The organism is Nocardiopsis alborubida (assembly GCF_012396365.1).
GTDB lineage: Bacteria > Actinomycetota > Actinomycetes > Streptosporangiales > Streptosporangiaceae > Nocardiopsis > Nocardiopsis alborubida.
On sequence record NZ_JAAXPG010000025.1, the window covers coordinates 48,773 to 71,813 of the forward strand.

21 protein-coding genes are annotated in these 23,041 nt (G+C 74.2%); 12 read left to right on the top strand and 9 right to left on the bottom strand.

Annotation, left to right across the window (positions count from 1 at the left end; translation table 11 throughout):
• The first annotated feature begins 9 nt into the window (after nucleotides 1-9).
• The 4 genes from HGB44_RS23325 (at nucleotide 10) to HGB44_RS23340 (ending at nucleotide 3,650) form a co-directional block, all read left to right on the top strand.
• The gene (locus HGB44_RS23325) at nucleotides 10-435 is read left to right on the top strand and encodes a hypothetical protein (RefSeq protein WP_013153555.1); all 426 of its coding nucleotides are present in this window, start codon (nucleotides 10-12) and stop codon (nucleotides 433-435) included.
• Nucleotides 436-566: 131 nt separating this feature from the next.
• Nucleotides 567-941, top strand: coding sequence for a hypothetical protein (locus HGB44_RS23330; protein WP_231972682.1), 375 nt, complete (start codon nucleotides 567-569; stop codon nucleotides 939-941).
• A 410-nt stretch (nucleotides 942-1,351) separates the two neighbouring features.
• A complete protein-coding gene (locus tag HGB44_RS23335; RefSeq protein ID WP_061083690.1) occupies nucleotides 1,352-3,145 on the top strand; it encodes a hypothetical protein in 1,794 nt (597 codons plus the stop codon).
• 277 nt (nucleotides 3,146-3,422) lie between these two features.
• Nucleotides 3,423-3,650, top strand: coding sequence for a hypothetical protein (locus HGB44_RS23340; RefSeq protein ID WP_013153558.1), 228 nt, complete (start codon nucleotides 3,423-3,425; stop codon nucleotides 3,648-3,650).
• A gap of 30 nt (nucleotides 3,651-3,680) precedes the next feature.
• Here the strand turns inward: HGB44_RS23340 and HGB44_RS23345 are convergent, their stop codons facing one another.
• Nucleotides 3,681-4,259, bottom strand: a complete 579-nt coding sequence (locus HGB44_RS23345) for a TetR/AcrR family transcriptional regulator (RefSeq protein ID WP_061083448.1) — start codon at nucleotides 4,257-4,259, stop codon at nucleotides 3,681-3,683.
• A 268-nt stretch (nucleotides 4,260-4,527) separates the two neighbouring features.
• The gene (locus HGB44_RS23350; protein WP_061083447.1) at nucleotides 4,528-5,934 is read right to left on the bottom strand and encodes a GH1 family beta-glucosidase; all 1,407 of its coding nucleotides are present in this window, start codon (nucleotides 5,932-5,934) and stop codon (nucleotides 4,528-4,530) included.
• A gap of 252 nt (nucleotides 5,935-6,186) precedes the next feature.
• Between HGB44_RS23350 and HGB44_RS23355 the strand changes: the two genes are divergently transcribed.
• Nucleotides 6,187-7,761 carry a hypothetical protein gene (locus HGB44_RS23355; protein ID WP_061083446.1) on the top strand — a complete coding sequence of 525 codons (1,575 nt, stop codon included), beginning with the start codon at nucleotides 6,187-6,189 and terminating at the stop codon, nucleotides 7,759-7,761.
• A 127-nt stretch (nucleotides 7,762-7,888) separates the two neighbouring features.
• Here the strand turns inward: HGB44_RS23355 and HGB44_RS23360 are convergent, their stop codons facing one another.
• The 4 genes from HGB44_RS23360 to HGB44_RS23375 form a co-directional block, all read right to left on the bottom strand.
• Nucleotides 7,889-8,908 carry a methyltransferase gene (locus HGB44_RS23360; RefSeq protein WP_061083445.1) on the bottom strand — a complete coding sequence of 340 codons (1,020 nt, stop codon included), beginning with the start codon at nucleotides 8,906-8,908 and terminating at the stop codon, nucleotides 7,889-7,891.
• Between the two features lie 22 nt (nucleotides 8,909-8,930).
• Nucleotides 8,931-10,103 carry a magnesium and cobalt transport protein CorA gene (locus HGB44_RS23365; RefSeq protein WP_061083444.1) on the bottom strand — a complete coding sequence of 391 codons (1,173 nt, stop codon included), beginning with the start codon at nucleotides 10,101-10,103 and terminating at the stop codon, nucleotides 8,931-8,933.
• A 166-nt stretch (nucleotides 10,104-10,269) separates the two neighbouring features.
• A complete protein-coding gene (locus tag HGB44_RS23370; RefSeq protein ID WP_061083443.1) occupies nucleotides 10,270-10,989 on the bottom strand; it encodes an alpha-ketoglutarate-dependent dioxygenase AlkB family protein in 720 nt (239 codons plus the stop codon).
• A gap of 58 nt (nucleotides 10,990-11,047) precedes the next feature.
• Nucleotides 11,048-12,850, bottom strand: coding sequence for an NPP1 family protein (locus HGB44_RS23375; RefSeq protein WP_061083442.1), 1,803 nt, complete (start codon nucleotides 12,848-12,850; stop codon nucleotides 11,048-11,050).
• 189 nt (nucleotides 12,851-13,039) lie between these two features.
• Here HGB44_RS23375 and HGB44_RS23380 point away from each other — a divergent pair, with 189 nt between their 5' ends.
• Both HGB44_RS23380 and HGB44_RS23385 read left to right on the top strand, forming a co-directional pair.
• Complete coding sequence (locus HGB44_RS23380) at nucleotides 13,040-13,465, top strand: hypothetical protein (protein WP_061083441.1); 426 nt, start codon at nucleotides 13,040-13,042, stop codon at nucleotides 13,463-13,465.
• Nucleotides 13,462-13,782, top strand: coding sequence for a winged helix-turn-helix domain-containing protein (locus tag HGB44_RS23385; RefSeq protein WP_061083440.1), 321 nt, complete (start codon nucleotides 13,462-13,464; stop codon nucleotides 13,780-13,782). The genes HGB44_RS23380 and HGB44_RS23385 overlap by 4 nt, the downstream gene beginning before the upstream one ends.
• Before the next feature lie 10 nt (nucleotides 13,783-13,792).
• Here the strand turns inward: HGB44_RS23385 and HGB44_RS23390 are convergent, their stop codons facing one another.
• The gene (locus HGB44_RS23390; protein WP_061083439.1) at nucleotides 13,793-14,782 is read right to left on the bottom strand and encodes an EamA family transporter; all 990 of its coding nucleotides are present in this window, start codon (nucleotides 14,780-14,782) and stop codon (nucleotides 13,793-13,795) included.
• A gap of 71 nt (nucleotides 14,783-14,853) precedes the next feature.
• Here HGB44_RS23390 and HGB44_RS23395 point away from each other — a divergent pair, with 71 nt between their 5' ends.
• A complete protein-coding gene (locus tag HGB44_RS23395; protein WP_061083438.1) occupies nucleotides 14,854-15,765 on the top strand; it encodes a LysR family transcriptional regulator in 912 nt (303 codons plus the stop codon).
• Nucleotides 15,766-15,803: 38 nt separating this feature from the next.
• On the opposite strand, the gene HGB44_RS23400 is transcribed toward HGB44_RS23395, so the two are convergent.
• Complete coding sequence (locus HGB44_RS23400) at nucleotides 15,804-16,733, bottom strand: LysR family transcriptional regulator (RefSeq protein ID WP_061083437.1); 930 nt, start codon at nucleotides 16,731-16,733, stop codon at nucleotides 15,804-15,806.
• A 284-nt stretch (nucleotides 16,734-17,017) separates the two neighbouring features.
• Here HGB44_RS23400 and HGB44_RS23405 point away from each other — a divergent pair, with 284 nt between their 5' ends.
• The 3 genes from HGB44_RS23405 (at nucleotide 17,018) to HGB44_RS23415 (ending at nucleotide 21,234) form a co-directional block, all read left to right on the top strand.
• Entirely contained in the window at nucleotides 17,018-17,560 is a 543-nt protein-coding gene (locus tag HGB44_RS23405) for a GNAT family N-acetyltransferase (RefSeq protein WP_061083436.1), read from the top strand.
• A 252-nt stretch (nucleotides 17,561-17,812) separates the two neighbouring features.
• Nucleotides 17,813-19,039 carry a coiled-coil domain-containing protein gene (locus HGB44_RS32545; RefSeq protein WP_061083435.1) on the top strand — a complete coding sequence of 409 codons (1,227 nt, stop codon included), beginning with the start codon at nucleotides 17,813-17,815 and terminating at the stop codon, nucleotides 19,037-19,039.
• A gap of 119 nt (nucleotides 19,040-19,158) precedes the next feature.
• Entirely contained in the window at nucleotides 19,159-21,234 is a 2,076-nt protein-coding gene (locus HGB44_RS23415; RefSeq protein WP_082768638.1) for an FUSC family protein, read from the top strand.
• Between the two features lie 46 nt (nucleotides 21,235-21,280).
• Here HGB44_RS23415 and HGB44_RS23420 read toward each other — a convergent pair whose 3' ends face one another.
• On the bottom strand, nucleotides 21,281-21,931 hold the full coding sequence (locus HGB44_RS23420) for a cyclase family protein (protein ID WP_061083691.1): 651 nt from the start codon (nucleotides 21,929-21,931) through the stop codon (nucleotides 21,281-21,283).
• A gap of 237 nt (nucleotides 21,932-22,168) precedes the next feature.
• Here HGB44_RS23420 and HGB44_RS23425 point away from each other — a divergent pair, with 237 nt between their 5' ends.
• Nucleotides 22,169-22,867 carry a lysophospholipid acyltransferase family protein gene (locus tag HGB44_RS23425; protein ID WP_061083692.1) on the top strand — a complete coding sequence of 233 codons (699 nt, stop codon included), beginning with the start codon at nucleotides 22,169-22,171 and terminating at the stop codon, nucleotides 22,865-22,867.
• Nucleotides 22,868-23,041 lie beyond the last annotated feature (174 nt).

Genomic DNA, 23,041 nt, shown 5'->3' on the forward strand with positions numbered 1-23,041 from the left:
GGAGGGGAGATGGCCGACGAGGAGCGGGCCGCGCGGGACGGGTTCCGCCCGGACTTCGCGGGCGCCGAGCCCAGGTTCGCCGCCGACACCGACGGGCCGGTGCTGCACGTCCCGGTGCTGCGGGGGGACGGGAGCGTGCTGGGCCGCCTCTGGGCTTCGCGGGACGGGGCCGCCGCGGGGTTCCTGCCCGCGCCCGGTCCGGCGGGGCTGAACGCCAAGGGCGCCTGGGTGCGCCGCCTGATCCTGGCCCGGGCCCAGGGGCTGGACGCCCTCGGCGCGCTGGCACGCTGGACCGGGGCCCCTCAGGACGACCGGGCCGGGGCGGTCCCACCGGGGAGCGTGCCCGAGCACGCCGACCGCCTGCTCGGAATCCCTCCCCCTGATCCGGGCGGGGCCCGCGACACCGAGGTGACTGATGGAGACGAGAGGAAGTGAGGACGGCCATGGACGGTGGGAGCTCACCCGAGGACGGGTACCGCACGGACCGGGGTGGGACGGACTCCGAACCGTCCCGCGGGGCCGACGGCCCCGGGGGCTCTTCCCTTGCGCCGGGTGCGGGGCAGGAGGTGTTCGACCGGTGGAGCGACGAGGCGCTGGCCCCGGTGCTGGTCGGCCGCTCCTACGCCCCGACCACGGCAGGTCCCGTGCTGTACCTGCCCGTGCACCGGGACGGCGTCCTCATCGGCTACCTGTGGGCCTCGGACACCGAGGAGGCCAGCGACTTCCAGCCCCTCCTGCCGCCCGACGCGGCGGGCAACGCCGCCCGCGGCTGGTGGACGATGGAGCACGTGCGCCTGCGCGGTGAGGGGCTGACCGCGCTGGAGGCGCTCCGGTCCTGCGCCGGGAGGGTCGACGACCCCCAGGGGGGACGGGTGGACGCCGACGCCCCCGAGTCCCGTGCCGCGAGCCTGGAGGAACTGCGCGCCCTCGCCCGGGGTTGAGGCACCGGCCCCGGGCCTGCTAACGAGTTGGTGCGTGACAGCAGGTGAAGGTCTCGCTGGAGGACGGTGGCATGCTCTGGTCGTGAGTCCCAGCCAGGGACCGGCCACAGCACGAGCAGGCCCAAGCCCACGCGGACAGGGTGCCGCTGTGGTGGCGCACGCACGGCGGACGGCCTCCTCGACCACGGTGCGCGATCAAGGGGGGAGAGTCTTCTCAGGTCTGCTCGTCTCGGTGGCGAAGGGTCCGCGCCAAGGCGCAAGGCCCTGCGCGGCACCCACCCGGACGGGTGACATCCGGGAAACTCCTCTTACACAGGACTTTCAGGGCATAGGCGGCAGGTTTCGGCGTTTCCCGGATGTGGCGGTCCAGGTGTCCCTAGGCTCGCTCGGAACCGTTCCGAGGAGTCCCGATGCCCGCCCTGCCCGAGTCCGGCACACCCCGCCATCCGTACCGCAACCTGGTGCTCCTGTCCCTGCTGACCCTGTCCGGCAGCCGACCCGCGCACGGCCTGCTCGAACACGCGCACCGGCTGGTCACCGGAGCCCTGCCGCGCGGGCGGCGCCGCCCGCGCCCCCAGGCCTACCCCCGGGTGCGCCGCCGGGTGCTGCGCCGCTCCCTGCGCCCGCGCGGTCGGCACCTCAGAGGCGGCGCGGCGGGGCTGCGCCTGTCCCCCGTGGACGGCGCGGGCGGCGAGGCCCGGCTCCTGGAGGGGTTGGACGGCCTGGACCCGCGGGCGCGTGCGGCCTACGGGCTGCTGCGGGTGGAGGGACTGTCCGCCGAGGAGGCCGCCGCCCTGCTCTCCTCGGTCGGCGTGCGCGACGCGTCCGGCGCCGTGGAGCGGGCCCTGGAGGCGGGGGGTGAACACCGGCTCCCCGACCCCACGGTGGTCCGGGTCAGCGGTCGGGGCCCGATCGTGGAACGGCGCGCGCTGGCCGCCGTCGCGGTCCTGGCCGGGCTGGCCCTGGTCGCGCTGTCCCTGGGCACCGCCAGGACGGTCGCGCCCGTGCTGTCCCCGGGCCCGGCGCCGGTGGCCCTGGCCGACGCCCCCGACGAGGGGGTCTGGCGCGAGCGCTTCCGGCTGGACCTGACCGCCTGGCACCCGCGGGGCGACGCGGTCGGCGACGAACAGCTGGTCCAGCGGGCCCTGCGCGCGTGGTCGGCGCACAGCGCCGAGGGCGGCGCGGGTCCGCTGCGGGGCCGGACGGCGCAGGCCGCGGGCGGCGGCGCGGTCCCGGCGCCGCGCGCGCCCCGCCTGGTGTTCGCGGGCGAGGTGGCCGGGGACGAGGTGGTGCTCCTGCACGACGCCCCGTGGGTGGCGCGCTACACCGACGACGGCTCGGACGAGCGGGTGGAGGTGTTCGGCGAACCCGGCAACGGGGTGGCCGACTGGCCCGCCCTGCGCCTGGCAGACACCGCTGAGGGCACCCGTTACCTGCTGCCGCCGTGGGTGACCGAGGCCGCCTCCGCTCCGCTGGGCGGGCAGGACCCGGACTGGACGGACCTGGCGCACGAGGACGGCGTGACCGGGCCCGTGCCGACCGGGGAGCGGTGCGGCGTGGGACCGGCGCTGCGCCTGCGCGCGCCGGAGGTGGCGCACGGGCAGCCCTACACCGCCGTCGACCTGGGCGGTCTGGACACCGCCCACCTGGGGTACATGCCGCCCCCGCCCGGGGAGATCCGTCGCCTGGGCCCGCACGAGGTGCTCGACTCCGACAGCGGCTTCGGGCTGTGGGGGTTGGCGGCCTGCGCCGGGGAGCCGCCCGCCGAACCGGTCCGCACGGCCACGGCCTGGGAGTTCGCCCGTCAGGAACTGCCCGGCGGCGGCACCGGCCGGTGGGTGTGCGTGCGCTACGGTGCCCACGACGGCGGCGGCCTGGCCCGCGCCGTGCTGGTGGCCGACACAGAGGAGGGCACCGACACCGTGGTCGCGGGCGAGCGCGAGGGCGGCTGGGAGTGCAGCAACCTCGACCGGCAGGTGGCGGCGGGCGCCTGGTGGCAGGACGGGGACGGCCGGTGGCACTATCTGGCGGCGGCCTCCCGGGAGGCGGACCGGATCAGCGTGCGGGGCGCCGCCAGCGGCAGCGCGGAGGGCGGCGAGGCCCTCGCCGTGGAGGGGCCCGAGGGCGGGGAGCCGCCCGCCGGGGAGGTCGGACTCGTCGCCGTGGACGTGCGCGGGGAGGAGATGACCGTGCTCGCCCGCTGAGCCGCCGGGGCCCCGGGGCCGGCCCAGTCGCGCGCCCGGCCGCCGCGCCGCCGCGCCGCCGCCCGCGGCCCGGGGAATCCGCCGCCGCGCGGCGGTGGCCGGTTCCGGCCAGCACGCGTGTGCGCGGGCGCCGGAATACCCCGGGCCGCCCGGTGGTATCACTGGTCTGGACTCCCCCGCGCAGACCGGAGCCGACTACCGAAGCGCGACAGGGCCGGGGTTTCCCGGCCCTGGGAACAGTGGACTGCCCGGCCCCGGCCGTAGTGAGGTGTGACCTATGTCGATCTGGTCCCGCGGTGACCGTACCGGAAGGGTCGAGGAAGCCCTTCTGATGCTGGAGGGGCAGGGGATCATCGACGGCCTGGAAATCCTTCCGAGCGAGGCCAAGCCCTACCGCGTGCTCGTGCCCGCGGGCCTGGTCCACATGGACGAGGACGAGGCGTCGATGTTCGCGCTGGGCGCGGTCGTGGGGGCGTTCGGCGCCATAGCCCGCCAGCACGCCTGAGGCCGGGTCCGGCCCCGCCCGGGCCCGGCGCTACCGGGCGGCCTCCGTGCGGCCCATGGTGCGCAGTACCGCGTCCAGGAGCAGGTCCCGGACCGTCGCGCGGTGCTCAGCGGTGTGCGCCACGGTCAGCTCGTTGTTGAACGTGGACAGGCACAGGCCCACCACCATCTCGGCGATCGGGCGCGCGGGGCGGTCGTCCTTGGGCAGCTCCTCCACGAGGCGGGCGATCTCCACCGCGTCGCGCACGGCCTCCACCCACGGTTCGGTGCGCTCACGCCACCAGTCGCGCTGCGGACCGGGCTCGGAGCCCAGGCCGGAGACGGCGGCGAGCAGCCCGCCCGACTCCAGCCACAGCCCCGCCCAGGCGTCCACGACGCGGCCCATGTAGCCGTCGATGGTCTCCATGCGGCCGAAGGTGAGGTCGAGCCGGGAGGCGAACGCGGTCAGCCGCACGTCCACGGCGGCCTGGAGCACCTGGTTCTTGTGGCCGTAGTACCGGTAGACGGTGGAGCGGTCGATGTCCAGGCCCTCGGTGATCTCCTTGTAGGTGATCTGGCTGAAGGGCTTGGCTCGCAGCAGCTCGACCAGGCTGTCCTGCAACTGGAGCATGCGCTGCGCTGCGCGCGGGCTTCCGCCCGTGCCCTGTCCCGCCTCCCCCTGCGCCCCCGTGCCCGATCCCTGTTCCGCCATCTGTCCCCGCAGCCCTCGTCGACCGAATTCCCCCCACCTTGCCGCACCGGGGAGGCTTCCTCCAACACCGCGTTGGGGGGAGGACGGACGCGTGGCCTCGCACGGGGCCCTCCCGCGCGCCGGGGCGGACCGCCGGGGCACGGTGCCGCCCCCGCGCGGACGCGTCGGGCGGCGGGGGCGGGGTCGGCTAGCCCTCCCGCTGGGCGGCGAGTTCCTGGACCCTGCGGGCGCGGTGCGAGGTCAGGAAGTCGCGGTACCAGTGGTAGCTGTCCTTGGGGTGGCGCTCCAGGCGCTCGTAGTCGACGCGGACCAGCCCGAAGCGGCGGTCGTAGCCGTAGGCCCACTCGAAGTTGTCCAGCAGCGACCACACGAAGTAGCCGCGCACGTCCACCCCCGCGTCGATGGCCGTGGCCAGGGCGTCCAGGTGGTCGCGCAGGTACTCGATGCGGCCCGTGTCGCGCACCCGGCCGGTCTCGTCGGGCTGGTCGTCCTCGGCCGAGCCGTTCTCGGTGATGAAGATGGGCGGCAGGTTCGGGTAGCGCCGGTCCAGGTCGATGAGCAGGTCGGCGAAGGTGGCCGGGACCACCGGCCAGCCCATGGTCGTGTGCCGCACGCCCTCGATCGGCACCTGCTCGGTGCGGATGTCCACGGCGGTGCGCGCGGTCGGGTCGGCCTCGCTGTGGGGGGCGTCGCGCAGCATGATCGGCCGGTAGAAGTTGACGCCCAGGAAGTCCAGCGGCTGGCCGATGATGCGCAGGTCGCCGTCGGCGCGGTAGGAGCCGTCGGCCATCCCCTCCCAGACCTCGTCCTCGTTGTCGGGGTAGGTCCCGGCGAAGATGGGGTCGAACCACACGCGGTTGTGCAGGGTGCGGGCCCGCTCCACGGCGGCGCGGTCGGCCTCGGAGTCGGTGGCGGGCAGGAAGTGGTCGGGGTTGAGGGTGATGCCGACCTCCCCGGCGGCGGCCGCGCGCAGCTCGCCGGTGGCCATGCCGTGGGCGAGCAGCAGGTGGTGCGCGGCGGCCAGGGCGGGCGTGCCCTCCCTGGTGCCGGGGGCGTGGCGGCCGACGGCGTGGCCGACGAAGGCCGAGCAGAAGGGTTCGTTGAGGGTGATCCACCGGTTGACCCGGTCGCCGAGGCGGTCGGCGACGATGCGGGAGTACTCGGCGAAGCGGTAGGCGGTGTCGCGGACCCGCCAGCCGCCCTCGTCCTCCAGCGCCTGGGGCAGGTCCCAGTGGTAGAGGGTCAGGGCGGGTTCGATCCCGGCGCCCAGGATGGTGTCCACGAGGCGGTCGTAGAAGGCCAGCCCCTCGGGGTTGGGGCGGCCCTTGCCCGTGGGCTGCACGCGCGGCCAGGCCACGGAGAAGCGGTACAGGTCCACGCCCAGGTCGGCGAGCAGGGCGACGTCCTCCCCGTAGCGGTGGTAGTGGTCGCAGGCGACGTCGCCGCTCTCTCCGCGGGCGACGCGCCCCGGGACCCGGCAGTAGGTGTCCCAGATGGAGGGCCCCCGGCCGCCCTCGTGTACGCCGCCCTCGATCTGGTAGGCGGCGGTGGCGGTGCCGAAGAGGAGGCTGGCGGGCAGTGTGGGCTCTTCCATGGCGTTCCTTTCCTGGGAGCGCTCCCAATCCTACCGAAGGCGACCTCTGACACCAACCATCCTTAAGTAGTCGAACAAACACCCTGAGCACGCGGAACACCGGTGCTGGGCGTCCTCCCACCACCTCCGTCCGCTCCCGGTCCCGCCCGCGGCACAGGGGCCTCACGCAAGCCGGACCGCCTCCCGTATCGTCGCACTGCACGGTGCCCCTCCCCCGTCTGCCCCGTCTCCCCCAGCGCACGGAAGGAACCCATGAGCGACTGGATCGACTACTCCCAGAACCGGAAGATCCGGGAACTGGAGGAGAGTCTCGGCTCAGCCCACTACCAGATGGCCACCGAACGCCGCAGGATGCGCTCGGAGCTGTCCCGTGTCCAGGGCACCCTCGAACAGAGGCTGGACCGCGTCTCGGCATCCCTTGACGCCTTCATCGAGCTCAGCGACGTGCGCGCCGTCCTGGCGATGTTCGACGGAGCCGCCCTGGCCCGCCACCGCACCCTCCAGATGCTGGACGGCGTGCCCGTCGCCCACCCCGACCTGGAGGACGTCCCCGACTACTGGCTGGTCCCGGCCGCCCTCGGCCTGCACGCGCTGCTGGAGGACGACCCGGCCGCCGCACGCGTCCGCTTCGACGAGGCCGCCCGGCGCGACGCGACGCGCGCGGGCCACTTCGCGGCGCTGGCCACCGCCCTGACCAGTGCCGACCACGCCCGCGCCATGAACGCCGCCGCGACCGCCGACCTGCTCCCCCAGCTGCCCCTGCCCACCGAGGAGGTGACCCGGGGCCAGCGCGCCCTGTGGCTGCTCACCGCCGACGGCTCCTTCGGCGACGACGCCCGCCAGCTCCTCCTGTCGTCCACGCTGCGCGCCTGGTCCGAGGAGCAGGTCGAGGTTCCGGCCTCCGCGGGGCTGTCCGCCCTGACGGCGGACGCCTCCGGTGCCTCCCCCTCCCCGGCCTCCCGTGGGAGCCGTGGGAAGAAGGCCGGAGGGCTCGTCGAGCGCGCCGAGGCCGCGCGGCGGATCACCGCGCTGCGCGAGGGCGTCGCCCGTGTCGTCGCGCTCGACGGCGAGGACGCCTCCACCGCGGCACTCGCCCCCGACGAGGTCAGCGCCGCCTTCCTCAGCGACACCCTGCGCCTGCTGGTGGAGGAGGGCAGTCCCGAGGAGGCCCCGCTGCTGGCCCGCGCCCGCGAACTGCGCGCGGTCATCGAGAGCAGCGGCGAGGGCGGGCCGCCGCAGCGGTGGACCGACACCGTGGGCACCGTCGCCTCCCTGCTCGGCGACGACCTGGTCCGCCAGGACGCACCGCCCCACCGCCGCACCTTCGCCCTGGCCCTGCAGCGCCCGACCGTGATGGAGCGCGCCGAGGAGCTGGTGCGCGAGGCCGCCGCGCCGGTGGAGGACTCCACGACCCTCCAGGTGCAGGGCGTGCAGGTGACGCTCTCCTCCCACGGCGCCGAACCCCGTGAGCTGGAGCGCGCCCGCACCCAGCTGCGCGCGCGCTGGCACGACACCGGCTCCGCCCGGACCTACGCGTGGGGCCTCCTGGCCATGGCCGGTCTGCTGGCGGTGCTGGGGATGGTCTCGGCCAACGGTCTGGTCTGGTTCCTGTGCGTGGCCACCGCGGTGGGCGCCGGGATCGCGCTGATGGTCGACCAGACCAGGCGCGCCGAGGCCCGCGACACCGCCGAGGCGACCGTCCGGCGGCTGGACGCCCACATCGCCGAGGCCGCCGAGAAGTGGCGTGATTCGCTGCTGGCCTCCGAGGAGCACGCCGTCACGGCCAGGCACGAGGCGGGGCAGATCGACCGCCTGCTCAACACGTGAGGAGAGGAGGAAGGACACCAGGGGACATGGGACCGTCCTCCGCGCGGACCAGGCTCCGCGGCGACCCGCGGAGTCCGTGGCTCCACCTTCCCTGGCGCAGGTGAGGGGCAGGCGGGGGCGGCGGGCCTCAGACGCCCTCCCGCGCCGGCCCGGCCACGAGCAGGCGCATCTCCATCGGCAGGTCGCGGATCCCCCGGGTGGTCAGTCCGGCCGGGCGCAGCAGCGCCTCGTACTCGCGCTCGGTGCGCTCGGCCCCGGTGGTCATCACCATCATGTGCGCGTCGAACACCGCCGACAGCCAGGGCAGGCCGTCGTCGGGCAGGACCCGCTCGGCGATCAGCACGAGCCCGTCGGTGGCCATCGCCTCGCGGCAGTGGCGCAGCACGGTGCGGGCGTCCTCGTCGGACCAGTTGTGCAGGACCCGGCTGAGCAGGTAGACGTCGGCGCCCCGGGGCACGCTCCGGAGGAAGTCGCCCTCCACCAGCTCGCACCGCCCGTCCCCGACGAACGCGCCCAGGCGCGCGCGGGCGGCGGCCAGCGCGGGCGGACGCTCCACGAGCACCCCGCGCGCGTGCGGCGCGCGGGCCAGGACGGTGGCCAGGAGCTCGCCGTCCCCTCCCCCGAGGTCGACCACCGTGCGGGCTCCGGTGAAGTCGTGGACGTCGGGGACGGCGGTGGAGAACCGGCCGCCCGCGGCCATCCCGGCCGTGTAGCGCGCCGCGTCTTCGGGGTGGCGCTCCAGGTGGGTGAACACGTCGGTGCCGTGGGCGGCCTCGAAGGCGGTGCCGCCGGTGCGCACGCTCTCGCCCAGGCGCGCCCACGCGGCGGTGAACATCTCGCTGTCGTAGAGCAGTGCCAGGTCGGCCATGCCCGAGGGGTGGTCCCTGTGCAGGGCGGCCCCGACCTCCGTGGGCCGGTAGCGCCCGTCGCGGCTCTCCACGACCCCCACGGCCGTGAGCAGGCGCAGCAGGCGTTCCAGCCGGTCGGGGCGCAGGTCCAGTTCACCTGCCAGGGCGGCGGCGTCGACGGCGCCCCCGGCGAGGCGGTCGAGCACGCCCAGTTCGACCGCGGTGGCCACCGCCCGGGCCACCCACGGCCCGGTCATGAGCCGCAGCACCTCGCGCTCGGCGGATCCGTTCCCCGTCATCCCCACCTCCGTCAACAGGCCCTCAGAGCCAACCGTTGCGACGGAAGACAACGTAGAGGCTCAGGCTCGTCAGCGCCATGAGGGCCAGGGCCAGGGGCCAGCTGAACGCCCAGTGGTAGTCGCCGCCCGGGGAGATGTTCATGCCGTAGACGGAGGAGATGAGGGTGGGCACGACCAGGATGCCGCCCCAGGAGGAGACCTTCTTCATCGCCTCGTTCTGCGCCTGGTCGATGAGGGCGCTGTTGACCGACATGATGTTCTGCAACAGCTGGCGGAAGCCGTCCACGCGCTCGCGCACGGCGGCGACGTGGTCGGCGACGTCGCGCAGGCGGTGGTGCAGTTCGCCGCGCCGTTCGGCGGGGATGCGGAAGGGGTCGGCGGAGGCGAAGCCCTGGCGGCGCGCCGGGGGCCGGGCCCCCTCCGGTTCGACGAGGGCGTCCGCGAACGGCCGCGGGTCCGGGTGCCCGGGGCGTTCGGGGTCGTGGGCCAGCGGCCCCATGAGCCTGTCCAGGACTCCCCCGAGGGGTTCCACGGCACGCGAGAGCAGGATGACCTCGCGGGCGAGGCGGTAGGTGCGCCGTGAGGCCCGGGAGTCGCCGCCGAAGACCTGGTTCTCCACCTCGTCGATGTCGTCCTGGAGTTCGGAGACGACGGGGGCGTAGCCGTCCACGACCAGGTCCAGGACGGCGTGGACCACGGCCAGGGTGCCGTGCGCCAGGGCGCGGGGGTCGGCCTCCAGGAAGTCGCGGACGCTCTCGAAGTCCACCTGCTCGGTGTGGCCGATGGTGACCACGAAGTCCCGTCCGGCGAAGAGGTGGATCTCGTCGACCTCGACCGACTCGCGCACGGTGTCGTAGCGGGCCGGGCGCAGCACGAGGAAGAGCACGCCCCGGTAGACCTCGGCCTTGGGGCGCTGGTGGGCGACGATGGCGTCCTCCAGGGCCAGGGAGGGCAGGCCGAAGAGGCGGGCGACCTCGGTGAGCTGGTCGCGGTCGGGGGCGGTCATGCTGACCCAGGCCATGAGGCCGGGGTCGTGCTCGGCGGCGCCGCGGGCCTCGGCGACGGTGTCGGCCTCGCGCTCGCGGTGCCCGTCGCGGTAGAGGAGCGCGCGGACCGGGCCGGGTGAGCCGCGGTCGGGCAGCGCGGCCCTTCTGCGGCCCAGGTCCATGATGCGTTCCGGCGCGGAGTCGCTCATACGTCGTGCCCCTCCCGTGCGTGGTCGGACGGCGCGCCCGCCCACCGGCCCGGACCGGCGGGAGGCGCTCCCTGGAAGGACTGCCCCGAACGGGGCGGGGCAGTCGGCCGGGACGTCCCGCGCGGGGTGGGCACGGACACGGCGCCTGTACCGGCCCCCGGGGGCCTCAGCCGCCCAGCCCCGAGGCGCGGACCGTGATGTTGAGCCGCCCGTCCAGGCCCAGGCCGGGCGGCGCGGTGCCGGGCCGGGTGCGGGGGACGCCGTGGTAGGCCATGCGGGAGGGGCCGCCGAAGACGAACAGGTCCCCGCTGCGCAGTTCGACGTCGGTGTGGGGCCGGGTGCGGGTCTCGGTGTTGCCGAAGCGGAACACGCAGGTGTCGCCGAGGCTGAGGGAGACCACGGGTTCACGGGAGAGCTCGTCCCGGTCCTGGTGCATGCCCATGCGCGCGTCGGCGTCGTAGAAGTTGACCAGGGCGACGTCGTAGGGGTCGGACCCCGGTCCGGGAGGCGTGCCGTAGGCGGCCTCCACGGCCCGGGCGGCCAGGTCGCCGAGCAGGTCGGGGAAGGGCTGGACGGGTGTGCCGTCGGGCAGGAGCCGTGCGTAGGAGTAGGTCTGGCGGCGCCCGGAGGGGCCGGGGTCCCGAGCGCCCCGCCGTTCGGCGTGGGGGTTGGGGCCGGGGCTCCAGTGCCAGCCCAGGCTGACCGTCCGCACGCTCATCACCCCGCCGCGCGGCATGGTGTGGCGGCGCATCCCGGCGGGTCCGCGCGCCCAGCCGCGGCAGAGCCGGACCAGGTCGGCCTGGTCCTCGGGACGGAGCCAGCCGGGCACGTGCACGGCGCCGGGCGCCACCTGCGCGGAAGGGCGGTCGAACAGCGCGTCGCTCATGAACACATGCTGCCCCGCGCGGGCGGTGGGCGCCAGCGCGGGGCAGCGGCGGAGCGGGTCAGCGGCGCAGGAGCTCGCGGACGTTGACCACGAGCAGCAGCACCACGATCACCGCGACGGGGACGGTGATGGCGATGCGCCAGTTGACCACGAACGCGGCCACCACCCCCACGACGAGTCCGACGACCACCGCGATGACCGCCAGCCCGATGAGGTACTGGACGAACTTGCGGCGGGCCACGGAGTCGACCGCGGCGAAGACCACGACCACGCCGATCATCGCGTAGAAGGTGTACTGCCCGTTCAGGACGAACATGGGCAGCGCGAGCGAGATCAGCAGGAGCGGGGTGCTCAGGGCCACCCACAGGTGCAGGAAGCGGGTGGAGCGCTGCGTCCCCGAGGAGTAGGGCAGGTGCGGGGCCTTGAGGTGCCCCGTGGGTGAGGGCACCAGGGGCGTGTCCGCGTCCAGGGCGCGCAGGTGGGTGTCGCGCTCGTCGGCGGTCAGCACGCGGGTCTCGTAGACCTCGCCCAGTTCCATCTCCAGGGCGGCGATGCGCTCGGCGTACTCGCGGGCGCGGGGCCGCGAGTGGGCCTCGCGCTCCAGGACGATGCGGGCCGAGTGGAGCTGGCGCAGGCGGTCGCGGCGGCTGATGACGTCGGCGTCCAGGGCGCGCAGCCGCTCGTCCAGGGCGCGCACGTGGGCGCGCAGCTCGGCGCGGGCGGCGGGTTCGGTGGGGGCGACCTTCTGGAGGCCCACCCACGCCAGCGGGTCGGCCCAGGAGCGTCGGATGGTGCCGTCGCGCTCGTAGCGCGGGCCGCTGGGGGCGCGCTCGCCGTCGAAGAAGTCACCGGTGTCGCGTCCCCACAGGCCGCGGAACCCCGTCAGCCAGGAGGTGTCGTCGTCGATGAGGACGGCCGACCACTCGCGGTCGCCGCCGGGGCCCAGGCGCATGCCGTCGCCGCGGGCGTAGTCGACGAAGGGGACGCCGATGCCGTGCCGGTTCAGGGCGCTGTCGGCGCGGAAGATGCGGTGGGTGATCCACCGCCAGGCGCGCATGGGGCCGCGCAGGAAGGAGGGGTCGACCTGGATGAGGTAGTCGCCGGGCAGCATCTGGTGGGAGTGCGAGCCCGCGCCGACGTAGACGATGGGGTGGTCGCCGTCCCGGTGCAGGTCGGGGTCGTCCCAGCTGCGGCGCAGGTCGTCGCCGTGGTACTCGTGCGAGGAGGCGCCCACCCAGACGGGGCGGGTGGTGCCGTCGGGGTTGTCCACGACGTAGACGGTGACGCGCTCCCAGTCGGCCTCGTGGTCGTTGACGCCGCCGTAGATGGTCCTCCAGTCGTTCATCGCGTAGAAGAACCAGTACTGGAGGATGGTGTAGCCGCCCTCGCGGGTGACGCGGCCGTAGTAGGTGACGCCGCCGTTGTCGACGCGCTCGCGGTATCGGGTCACCGCGGCGAAGGTGAGGCCGCCGGGGACGGCCCCGCGGATGAGCAGGGAGAGCTTCATCAGGATGTCCAGGACCCGGCCCAGGACTCCGACGGCGGCCAGGCGGCCGCTCTTGGGGATGACGGTGCGGGCCACGCCCTTGTAGCGGCGGGCCTCCTCGCGCAGGGTCTCCTCCTGGACGAAGCGCAGGTGCTTGTGGCGCCCGGGCCACTTCTCCTCGGCCCGGGAGAGGCGGTCGAGGGTGAGTTCCCCGGCCGGGACGAGACGGCTCTCGCCGCCGCCCGGCTCCTCGATCCACAGGCTGCAGTTGCGTACGTAGGCGTCCACGTCGGTGGGGAAGAAGAGCTCCCCCTTGGTGCACATGAGCACCGGTTCGTAGGCGCGGAGGAGTTCGAGATCAGATTTCGCGGCCATGGTTCGCACCAAGCTAGTGCATTCCGGAGACGCTCCGTACCGACGCGGCGAAGTGGCGTGAGTGACGGATGTCGCTTGTGGGACGGGGCTGGCGCACGCATCCCAGTATCGCATTCCAGGAATGCAATCACTTGCCAAGTCGGAAAGTGAGTGCCATGCTGGCAACAGGTTGAGCGAACGGAGAACGACATGCGCAGGAACGAGGCGCTGGACGCGCTGGAGCGGGCGGAGGCGGTGGGGACGCGTGTGCGCGCCCTCGGGCGCTGGTACGCGGTCTACGGCGTCGGATACGGGCTGATGAGCATGGCCGTGGTCCTGACGCTGGGGCTGAGCGGGACGCTCTGGGGTGTGGTGGCCGCGATGGCCGTCCTGGCGGTGGCCCTCACCGCGCTGAGCGTCTACCAGGCCCGGCAGCCGGTCAAGCCGCTCGGGTACGCCCGCCTGCACCTGTGGGGCATCATCCTGTGGGGCACGGTCTACGCGCTGACGGTGGTGGCGGGCATGTACCTCTTCCCCCAGGACCCCGCCTGGTGGATCCCCATGGCGGTGCTGAGCGCCGTCCCCACCTCGGTGGCGGGCTGCATGGCGCTGCGTCGTAGCAGGAGCACGGTGTGAACCACCCGCGCAGCCGACTGGACGAGGTGATCCACGCCCCGGTCCGCTTCTCCATCGTCGCGGCGCTGGCCTCGGCGACCGAGATCGAGTTCCGGGTGCTGCGTGACACCGTCGAGGTCACCGACTCGGCACTGTCCAAACAGATCACGGTGTTGGAGAACGCGGACTACGTCCGGGTGAGCAAGTTCCCGGTGGGACGGCGCACCCGCACGTCCCTGTCGCTGACCGCTGAGGGGCGGGCCGCCTTCGAGCAGCACGTCCGGGCACTGCGCGAGATCGCCTCGGGCTCCCACGTCCGCGTCCCCGACGCCGAGTGAGCCCGTCTCCTCAGGCCGCCCGGCCCTGGGCGGCCGGGACCGGTGCCGCCGGTGCCGCCTCCGGCGGGGTCCGCGCACCCGCGGGCTCCTCCTCCCGGGCGGGGGCGGGCACGGCGGGCCTCCGGGAGCCGTCGCCCCGGGCCGCCCCCGCGCCCGCGACCACCACCAGGACCATGCCCGCGACCTGCACGAGGGCGGGCGCCTGGCCGATGACCACCAGGCCCATCACCAGGGCGACCGCCGGTTCCAGGCTGGAGAACGTGCTGTAGGCGGTGCGGCTCATCCGCTGGAGGGCCACCATCTCCAGCAGGAACGGCACCATCGGGAACAGCAGCGCGATGAGCAGGGTGAACAGCACCAGGTCGAGGTCTGGGGCGGCGACCAGGCCGGGGACGCCCAGCGGCGCGCTGACCACCGCCCCCACCGTCATGGTCAGGGCCAGGCCGTGCACGGCGCCGAACCCGGCGCCCACCCGCTGGGTCAGCACGATGTAGCCCACCACGCAGACCGCGCCGGCCAGGGCGAAGCCGACCCCGACCAGGTCGAGCTCGCCCTGCCAGGGGCGGGTCAGGCAGAGCACGCCCGCGACCGCGGCGAGGATCCACACGAGTTCGCGGCGGCGGCGCATGGCGGCCACGGCCACCACGAGGGTGCCGAGGAACTCGATGGAGGTGGCGGTGCCGAGTTCGATCCGCGCCGTGGCCTCGGAGTAGAACAGCATCATCCCCGCGCTCGCTGTGCCCAGGATCACCACGGCGCCCAGTTCGCGCCGCGTCGCCGCGCGTACGGCCCGCCACAGGGAGCGACCGCCCAGGGCCAGCAGCAGGAGCGCGGCCCAGGTCAGCCGGAGCCAGGTGACGGTGGCGGGGCTGGCCTGGGCGAAGGCGGTGACGGCCAGCGCGCTGCCGGTGTGCAGGGTGAACATGCCGATGAGCAGCATGAACGGCGCCGGGACCCCGAAGCGGGCACGGCGGAGCGAGGGAACGAGAGAACGGATCACCCGATCATTGCACCGACGGGGTTCGTTTCTGTCCACGGACCATTGGTTGACGGACCATGTAGTTTCGGTGGATGGATTTCACCCGGTTGCGCCTGCTGGTCGAACTGGAGCGGCTGGGCACGATGGCCGCGGTGTCCGAGGTCACGGGCATGAGCACGTCGGCGGTCTCCAAGCACTTCGCCGTCCTGGAGCGGGAGGCGGGCGTTCCGCTGATCGCACCCGACGGGCGGCGGGTGCGCCTGACCCCGGCCGGGCGGCGGCTGGCCGAGCACGCGGTGGGCATCCTGGCCCGGGTGGAGGCGGCGCGCGCGGAGTTCGACGGCGAGGGCGAGCCGGCCGGCCGCGTCGACCTGGTGATGTACACCACAGCGGCGCCCCTGGTACTGCCCGCGCTGCGCCGTCTGCGGCGCGACCACCCCGGGATCGACATCCACCTGACCGAGCACGAGTCCGAGCACGCGCTGGAGCTGCTCCAGGACGGGCGGGCGGACCTGGGGGTGGTGTACCAGTACAGCCTGCTTCCCCGGGATTTCCCGGGGACACTGACGGTGCACCCGATCGGGAGCGAGGACCTGCTGCTCGCCCAGCCTTCGGAGGGCGCCGACAGCCGCGCCCTGACCCGGCGGCGGCTGCGGGAGCTGACGGACGCGGCGTGGATAGCCAGCCCCTACCGGCGCGACGAGGAGGCGCTGGTGCAGCGCATGTGCGCCGAGGCCGGGTTCACGCCGCGCATCGTCCACCGGATCGACAACCTGGAGCTGTTCGAGGAGCTGGCGGCGGAGGGCCTGGGAGTGGGCGTGGTGCCGCGGTTGTCGGCGGTGACCCGGCGCGGGGTGGCGCACGCGCCCCTGGGCGAGCTCGGCGGTGTCCGCCGTGTCTACCTGGCGGGCCGCACCGGCGGATGGGCGTGGAAGCCCATCCGGCTGGTGGCGGAGTACCTGCGGGAGTCGGCCGCGAACGTGCTGGGCGGAGTGGCCAGATAGGACCGGGGCCCGCGAGCGGCGCGGCAGGGCCGGAAACCTCAGCCCGCGATGGCGAAGGGTCCCACCGACGGCACGGGAACCTTGCTGGCGGCCTCGCGCATGGCGGTGAGCAGGGGCTCGGGCGAGGAACCCGCGCGGGAGAGGGCGACGATGTGCCGGCGCGCGCTCTCGCGCACGCCCCGCACCACGATCCGCGGCGTGCTCAGGCCGGTCCAGGCCAGGCGCGGCATCAGGGCGATGCCCAGCCCCGCCTGCACCAGGGAGAACACGGCGCTGAAGTCGTCCACGGTGTGCACCACGCGGGGCTGGAAGCCCACCTGGTGGGCGGCGCCGGACACGCACTCGTGCCAGGCGGTGCCGGGCGCGGACAGGATCCAGTCCTCGTCGGAGAGGTCCTCGGCCAGGTGGAGGCTGGTGCGCGCGGCCAGCGGGTGCTGGTAGGGCAGGATCGCGTCGAACAGCTCGACCATGACCGGGTCGACCCGGAAGTCGGGGTCGCCGCTGGCGGGCAGGTGGCCGGTGGACATGGTCAGGGCCATGTCCAGGCGGCCCGAGCGCACCATCTCGGCGCTGTGCTCGGGGTCGGCCTGGACGACCTCGAAGGACCAGTCCGGGTGGCTCGTGCGCAGGCGCGCCAGGGCCGGGGCGATGAGGTCGCTGATCCCGGTGGAGAAGGCGCCGATCCGGACGACGCCGCGGTCGCCCTCGGCGTACTCGGCCAGGTCCGCGGCGGCGCGCTCCATCTCCGCGAAGATGACGTGCGCGCGTTTGAGCAGGACCCGGGCGGCCCCGGTGAGCAGGAAGCGGCGGCCGTTGCGTTCGACGAGGGGGACCCCGGCCTCCTTGGCCAGGGCGGCGAGCTGCTGGGAGACCGCCGACGGGGTGACGTTGAGCGCCTCCGCGGTCGCCGCCACCGTGTGGTGGTGGTCGAGTGCCTGGAGGAGCTGTAGCCGCCGAACGTCGATCATGACTTCCAACTTATGGCAGTACGTACAGATTTCAGGGTGGTTTCGCGCGCGTTGCACAGGTTAGGAGCGTGATTCCATGCACACTGTCAGCCAGCGCTCCATCAAAAGAAAAAAACTTTCTTTTTCTCTTATCGCAATCTCCGACACCTCTTTCTCCGTGTCGAGCACGTTCCGGTCGATACGGACACGTACAGTCGGTTCCACAGCTCAACCACGGGTCAACCCCGGGGGGATCAGCACCCAATGCTGGTGAAACGGGTGAGAAAAACATGCAAAATTCGCTGATGACCAAACCTCGACAGTCCGACGTCGGTGTGCTCAGCTTCCGCTACCTGGGAGCCCACGAGGTGGAGGAACTCGCGGACCTGTGGGGCGCCCTCCACCAGCAGCACACCCTGACGGCCCCGCACCTGGCGGACATCATCGGCCCCGTGAGCCTGGACGAGTCCTGGAGGCGCCGCCGCGCCCAGTACACGGCCTGGCTCGCCGACCCCGAGACCCTGGCGATCCTCGCCGAGAGCAACGGCGACCTCGCCGGGTACGCGATGGTCACCATCCGCGACAACGCCCAGGGCAGCTGGGACCGCGGCGCGCGGGGCGCGGTGGTGCAGACCTTCGCCATCGACCCCGAGTACACCGGAAGCGATGTGGGCTCCAAGCTGCTGGAGGAGGTGCGCCGACAGCTCGCGGGCATGGGCGTGCGCGACATCGAGTTCTCCGCGCTGGCCACGGCCTCCGAGGACATCCGCTTCCTGGAGGAGGAGGGCTTCCGGCCCTTCGTGACCACGATGGTCTGCCGAGTGGACGCCTTCGGCGCCCACGACTGACGAACCGGCCGGAACCGTTGCCGGCGTGAGGCACACGGGTCCTGACCCGCGTCTCAGCGAGGTCGGGCGGTCGAGACGCGCTATGGGTACAAGATCACGGCGTGCGGAGCGGATCCGGCGAACCTCTGTGGTCGGTACGGCCGGCGCCCGGAAGAGGAACCCCCTCTTCGGCCTCGGAAGGCCGAAGAGGGGGTTCCCGCCGTCACCGACACACCCCCGCACCGCCCGAGGGCGAACCGCTACGCTCACACCGTGGCCTCCGACTCCAACACCTGCAACTTCCCTGGCTGCGACCGGCCGGTGCCCCGCGCCTCCTCGCCCGGCCGCCCGCCGCAGTACTGCGACCTTCCCGAGCACACCCGCTGGCGCGCCTGGAAGGAACGCCAGCGCCAGACCCAGGAGGCCGAACGCCAGGAGGAGCTGGCCCGCGCCGCCCAGGAGCCCTCCCCCGCCGACTCCGCCGGGCCCGCGTCCTCCCCCTCCTTCAGCAGCGAACCGGTCACCTCCGCCCGCCTGCGCGCCGACGACCTGCTCACCCGCTTCGCCGTCCAGAGCGAGCAGCTCACCGCCACCCTCCAGGCGGCCACCGAGGCCTTCTCCACCATGACCGACCCGGCCGCGGCCGAGGCCCAGGTGGAGGCCGCCCGCCTCGCCGGGGCCCGGCACGCCGCCGAGGCCGACGCCGCCCGCCTGGAGGCCGAGAACCGCCGCCGCGAGGCCGAGAGCGCACGGCGCGTGGCCGAGGACGCCGCCGCCTCCGCCGTCTCCGCCACCCAGGAGGCCGAGCGCATCGCCGAGGAGGCCCTGGCCGCCCGGGACGCCGCCGAGGCCGAGCGCGACCGGCAGCGCACGCTCGCCGACCGGGCACGGCTGGAACGCGACGCCGCCGTCGCCGAGGCCAACGCCGGGCTGGCCGCCGCCGAACGCCGCATCGCCGAGCAGGCCGCCCGGGCCCGTGAGGAGCTGGAGCACGAGCGGGCCGAGGCGGCCCGGCGGCTCCAGCACGCCCGTGCCGAGGCCGAGGGGCTGCGCGCCGAGACCGCCGAGCACGCCCGCCAACGCGACGAGGCCGTCCTGGCCGCCGAGAGCGCCCGGGCCCGTGCCGCGACCGCCGAGGAGCGCGCGGGCGAGGCCGCCCGGAGCCTGGCCTCCGAACGGGACCGCTTCGACGCCGAACTGGAGCGGACCCGCGAGCGCCTGGAGTCGGACCGCTCGGCGGCGGCCGCCGAGCGCGAACGCCTCACCGCCGAGCTGGAGCGGCTCCACGCCGACCGCGAGCGCCTGGCGGCCGACCTCGACACCCAGCGCCGCAACGCCGAGATCACCCTGGCCGAGTCGCGGGAGGCCGCCGCCGCGCGCCTGGCCCTGGCCGAGGAGGCGCGCGACCGGGCCGTGGCCCGAGCCGAACTGGCCGAACGGCGCGCGGAGCGTGCCGGGTCACCCCCTGCCGGGACGGACGCGGAACACACCGCCACGTAACATCCCGCTCTGAACAGCCCCGCCCCTACGGATGTCCAGTCAGTCACCTAAGTACCGGTTCGTCCCGGTCTAGGATGGGAATCGTGCGAGATCTGGGAACCACTGGAGACACCGGACCGATGAGCGTGGGTGGTTCCCCCGGCGAAGGTTCAGGACCCGAACGCGTCGAGGTGGGCGAACGCCCCCACCCCAGGGTCGACCTGCGGGCGCTGTTCGGGCTCCAGTCCGGCGCCTGGGCGTGGACCACCGCGGTCAAGGCCGCCGTGTCCATGTCGCTCTCCTTCGCCCTGGCCACGTGGCTGTTCGGCTCCGAGGTCGGCACCCTGGCCGCCCTGGGCTCCATGACCGTCCTGTACGAGAAGAAGACGCCCTACGCCTACCGGTCGGCGGCACTGGCCCTGGTCGGCCTGGGCTTCGTCGCCAGCGTCGCCCTCGGCTCCCTGGCCTCGGCCCTGGCCTCCTGGGCACCCGTGTTCTCCATCGGCCTGACCGCCGGAATCGCCACGTGGGTGTGCGCCGCCTGGCGGGTGGACAGGCCGGGCCCCCTGTTCTTCGTCCTGGTCGGGGCGATCTCCACCATCGCCCCCGGCGGCCTGGCCGACGTCCCCCTGCACGCCCTGGTGGCCGCCCTGGGCGCGGCCATCGGCTGGTCGGTGTCGATGTCGGGCGCGCCCGTGCGCGCCCGCCACCCCGAGTACCGCGCCGTGGCCGGGGCCTACCGCCAGCTCGGCTCCCTGCTGCGCGCCGTGGGCACCCCCGACCTGGACCACGCCCAGCACGAGGCCTCCGTGGCCGTGGCCGACGCCTGGCGGATCGTCCTGCTGGCCCAGACCCGCGGCTACCGCACCAGCCCCGAGGCCGCCCGGCTGCGCTCCCTGCTGCGCTGGGTCTCCGACGTGCACCTGGCCACCACCCAGGTGTGCATGGCGCGTCCCACGACCCTCCCCGAGAAGGCCGCCGACTTCGCCGAGCGCATGGCGCAGGCCGTGGCCGACCCCTCCCGCGGCCCCGACCCCGACGAACTCGACGAACTGCGCCGAGGCCTGCGCCCCCGCTCCCTGGAGGCCCGGCTCTACGGCCAGCTGGCCCGGGCCGCGCAGGCCGCGCGCCGCTCCTCCCACGATGACGACGAGCACGCGGCGACCCTGCACGACGAGCGCTACCCGGCGCTGTGGGACGCGCTGCGTTCCAGCCTGGGCTCGGACTCGCTGGTGCGCCCCACCGCGCTGCGCATGTGGATCACGGTGACCGCGGCGGGCGCGTTCAGCCTCCTGCTGGGCCTGGACCACTACTACTGGGTGGGCCTGACCGCGACCGCCGTCCTCCAGGCGGGCAGCGTGGTCCTGACCATGAACCGGGCCCTCCAGCGGTCGCTGGGCACCCTCGTGGGCGTGTTCATCGGCGCCGCGCTGATCGCGGCGCACCCGCCGCTGGTCGTGGTCATCGTGCTCGCCGCGCTGTTCCAGGGGCTCACCCAGCTGGTGGTGGGCCGCAACTTCTTCTACGCCTCGGTCCTCGTCACGCCGATGGCGCTGCTGCTGGCCGGGACCGCCGCGCCCGACCCCATCACCGACCTGGCCGGGTCGCGCATCATCGACACCGTCGTGGGTTCGGTGTTCGGCCTGCTGGGATCGCTGCTGCTGTGGCGCAGGGCGTCGGCGACCCGCCTGCCCCAGGCCATCACGAGCGTGCTGGAGACCTCGCGCGAGTGCATCATGGCGGTCCTGGACCAGGACGTGGAGATCGGCCCCGAACGGCGCTACCGGCTGCGCAGGGACATGCGCGCGGCCCTGGTCAACCTGCGCGGGGTCTACGACAGCGCGATCGGGGACGCGCCGCGCGCGGCGTCCACGCTGCCGCTGTGGCCGGTGGTGGTGGCCACCCAGCGCACCGGCTACCTGGCGCTGTCGGCGCTGGCCCGGGACAGGCCCGAGTCGTCGGGCGCCATCACCCTGCAACGGGTGGACCTGGCCTTCGGCGAGCTCATCTCCTCGATGCGGGAGCGCCGCACGCCCCGCATGGGCGCGATCCCCCGGCTGCCCGCCTACCCCAGGATCAACATGGAGCTGCGGGCCCTGTCCAACGCGATGACCAGCGCGGTCGCCCAGGACGAGCGCGCGGCGCGCCAGGAGGCCGAGCGGCGGGCCCAGCGCGAGCACCGCCGGGCCCAGAAGGACCTGGACGCCGACCTGTGACCCCGCCCCGGGCCGCCGCAGACACGGCGGCCCGGGGCGCGGCCGGTCAGTCGACGAGGGCGAAGGCCCGCACCGGGAAGGCGGCCATCCCGCGGATCTTGGCGGGCACCGCGAAGAAGGTGAAGCCCTCCTCGGGGAGCTGGTCGAGCAGGCACAGGTGCGAGACGACGGGGACACCCGCGGCGAGCAGCACGGCCAGCGCCGGGCGTGCGCCCTCGGCCGCGGGAGAGGGGTCGTCCACGCCGACCGCGTCGATGCCCACCAGGGTGGCGCCGCCGTCGACGAGCACCTTGGCCGCGTCCTCGGTCAGGTACGGGTGCTCGGGGTGGCCGTAGGACTCGGTGCGCCAGTGCCGGTCCCAGCCGGTGCGCACCAGCACGGCGCGCCCGCGCACGTCCAGGCCGGAGAAGGCCTCCGGCCCGACCCGCGCGGAGCCGGTGGAGACGACCACGCCGGGCAGGTCGGCCACGCGGGACAGGTCCAGGTCGGCCAGGTCGGCGCCGTCCCGGTAGCGGTGGGCGGGCGTCTCCACGTAGGTGCCGGTGGCGCCGACCATCGTGACGCGGCCGCTGCTGGTGCCGTGGCCGGGAACCGCGCCCGGGACGGCGGTGCGCTCCTCGACGGCGGGTTCCGGCAGGCCCGGAGAGGTGGTCATCCCGTCGGTGATCTGGTGGCTGACGTCGACCAGTTTCGGCATGGCTGTTCTTCCTCGCTCGCGCGTCCGGAGAAAGACCCCTGACCTGCACCAGAGGTCTAGACCAAAGCCTAGCGCCTGTGACCGGCGCCACGGTACCCGCGTCCGGCCCCGATCACACCCTCCGGCCACGTCCTCCACGCCGCGGCCCCGATAAGCTCGGAAGACACGGACACGGGAGCCCTCCGCACGTCCGTCACCCCCGCACGGACCCATCCCACCCCGAGAAGAGGCGACCGAGTGACCCTGTACGGAGCGGCCAAGACCGTCATCGCGCCCGCCACACGCGTGGTGTGGCCCCAGTGCGTGGAGGGCGCGCACCACGTCCCCCGTCGCGGTCCGGTGATCCTGGCCGTCAACCACCTGGCGCTGATCGACCCGCTCTTCATCGGCGTGGCCTGCCCCCGGCCGGTGCGCTTCATCGCCAAGCAGGAGCTCTTCGACGAGGGGACCCTGCCCCGGCGGCTGTTCGCCCGCGCGCTGCGGGCCATCGGCCAGCTCTCGGTGGACCGGCGCCCGGGCCAGAGCGCCCAGGAGGCCATGGACAACAGCCTCGGGGTGCTGGAGAGCGGCGAGGTCTTCGGGATCTTCCCCGAGGGAACGCGCTCCCCCGACGGCCGCCTCTACCGCGGACAGACGGGTCTGGCCTGGCTGGCGCTGACCACGGGCGCCCCGGTGGTGCCGGTGGCGCTGGCGGGGACCGAGCGGATCCTGCCCCCCGGCCGCAGGGTGCCCTCCGTCAACCGCGTGGGCGTGCGCTTCGGCGAACCGGTGGACCTGTCGCCGTGGAAGGGCCAGGCGGACAGGGCGCGCCCCCGCCGCGAGGCCACCGACGCCATCATGGCCGCCATCGCCAAGCTGTCCGGGCAGGAGCAGGTTCCCCGGTTCGCCGCCTCGGTCAAGGCCGAGCTGGAGCAGGGCCGGCCCTCGGGCAAGTAGGGTCGCTCTTCGGGGGAGCGGACTCCCCCTCCCCTGCGGGCGGCCCCCGGAACGCCGAACCGCCCCGGCGCGCGGTGACTTTCTTCACAGCCCGCTCGGAACTGGGGAACCGGTGACAGGGCGTTGACCTCTGGTTGAGGGACCTTTCAGGGCACCGGCGGCAGCCTCCCGACC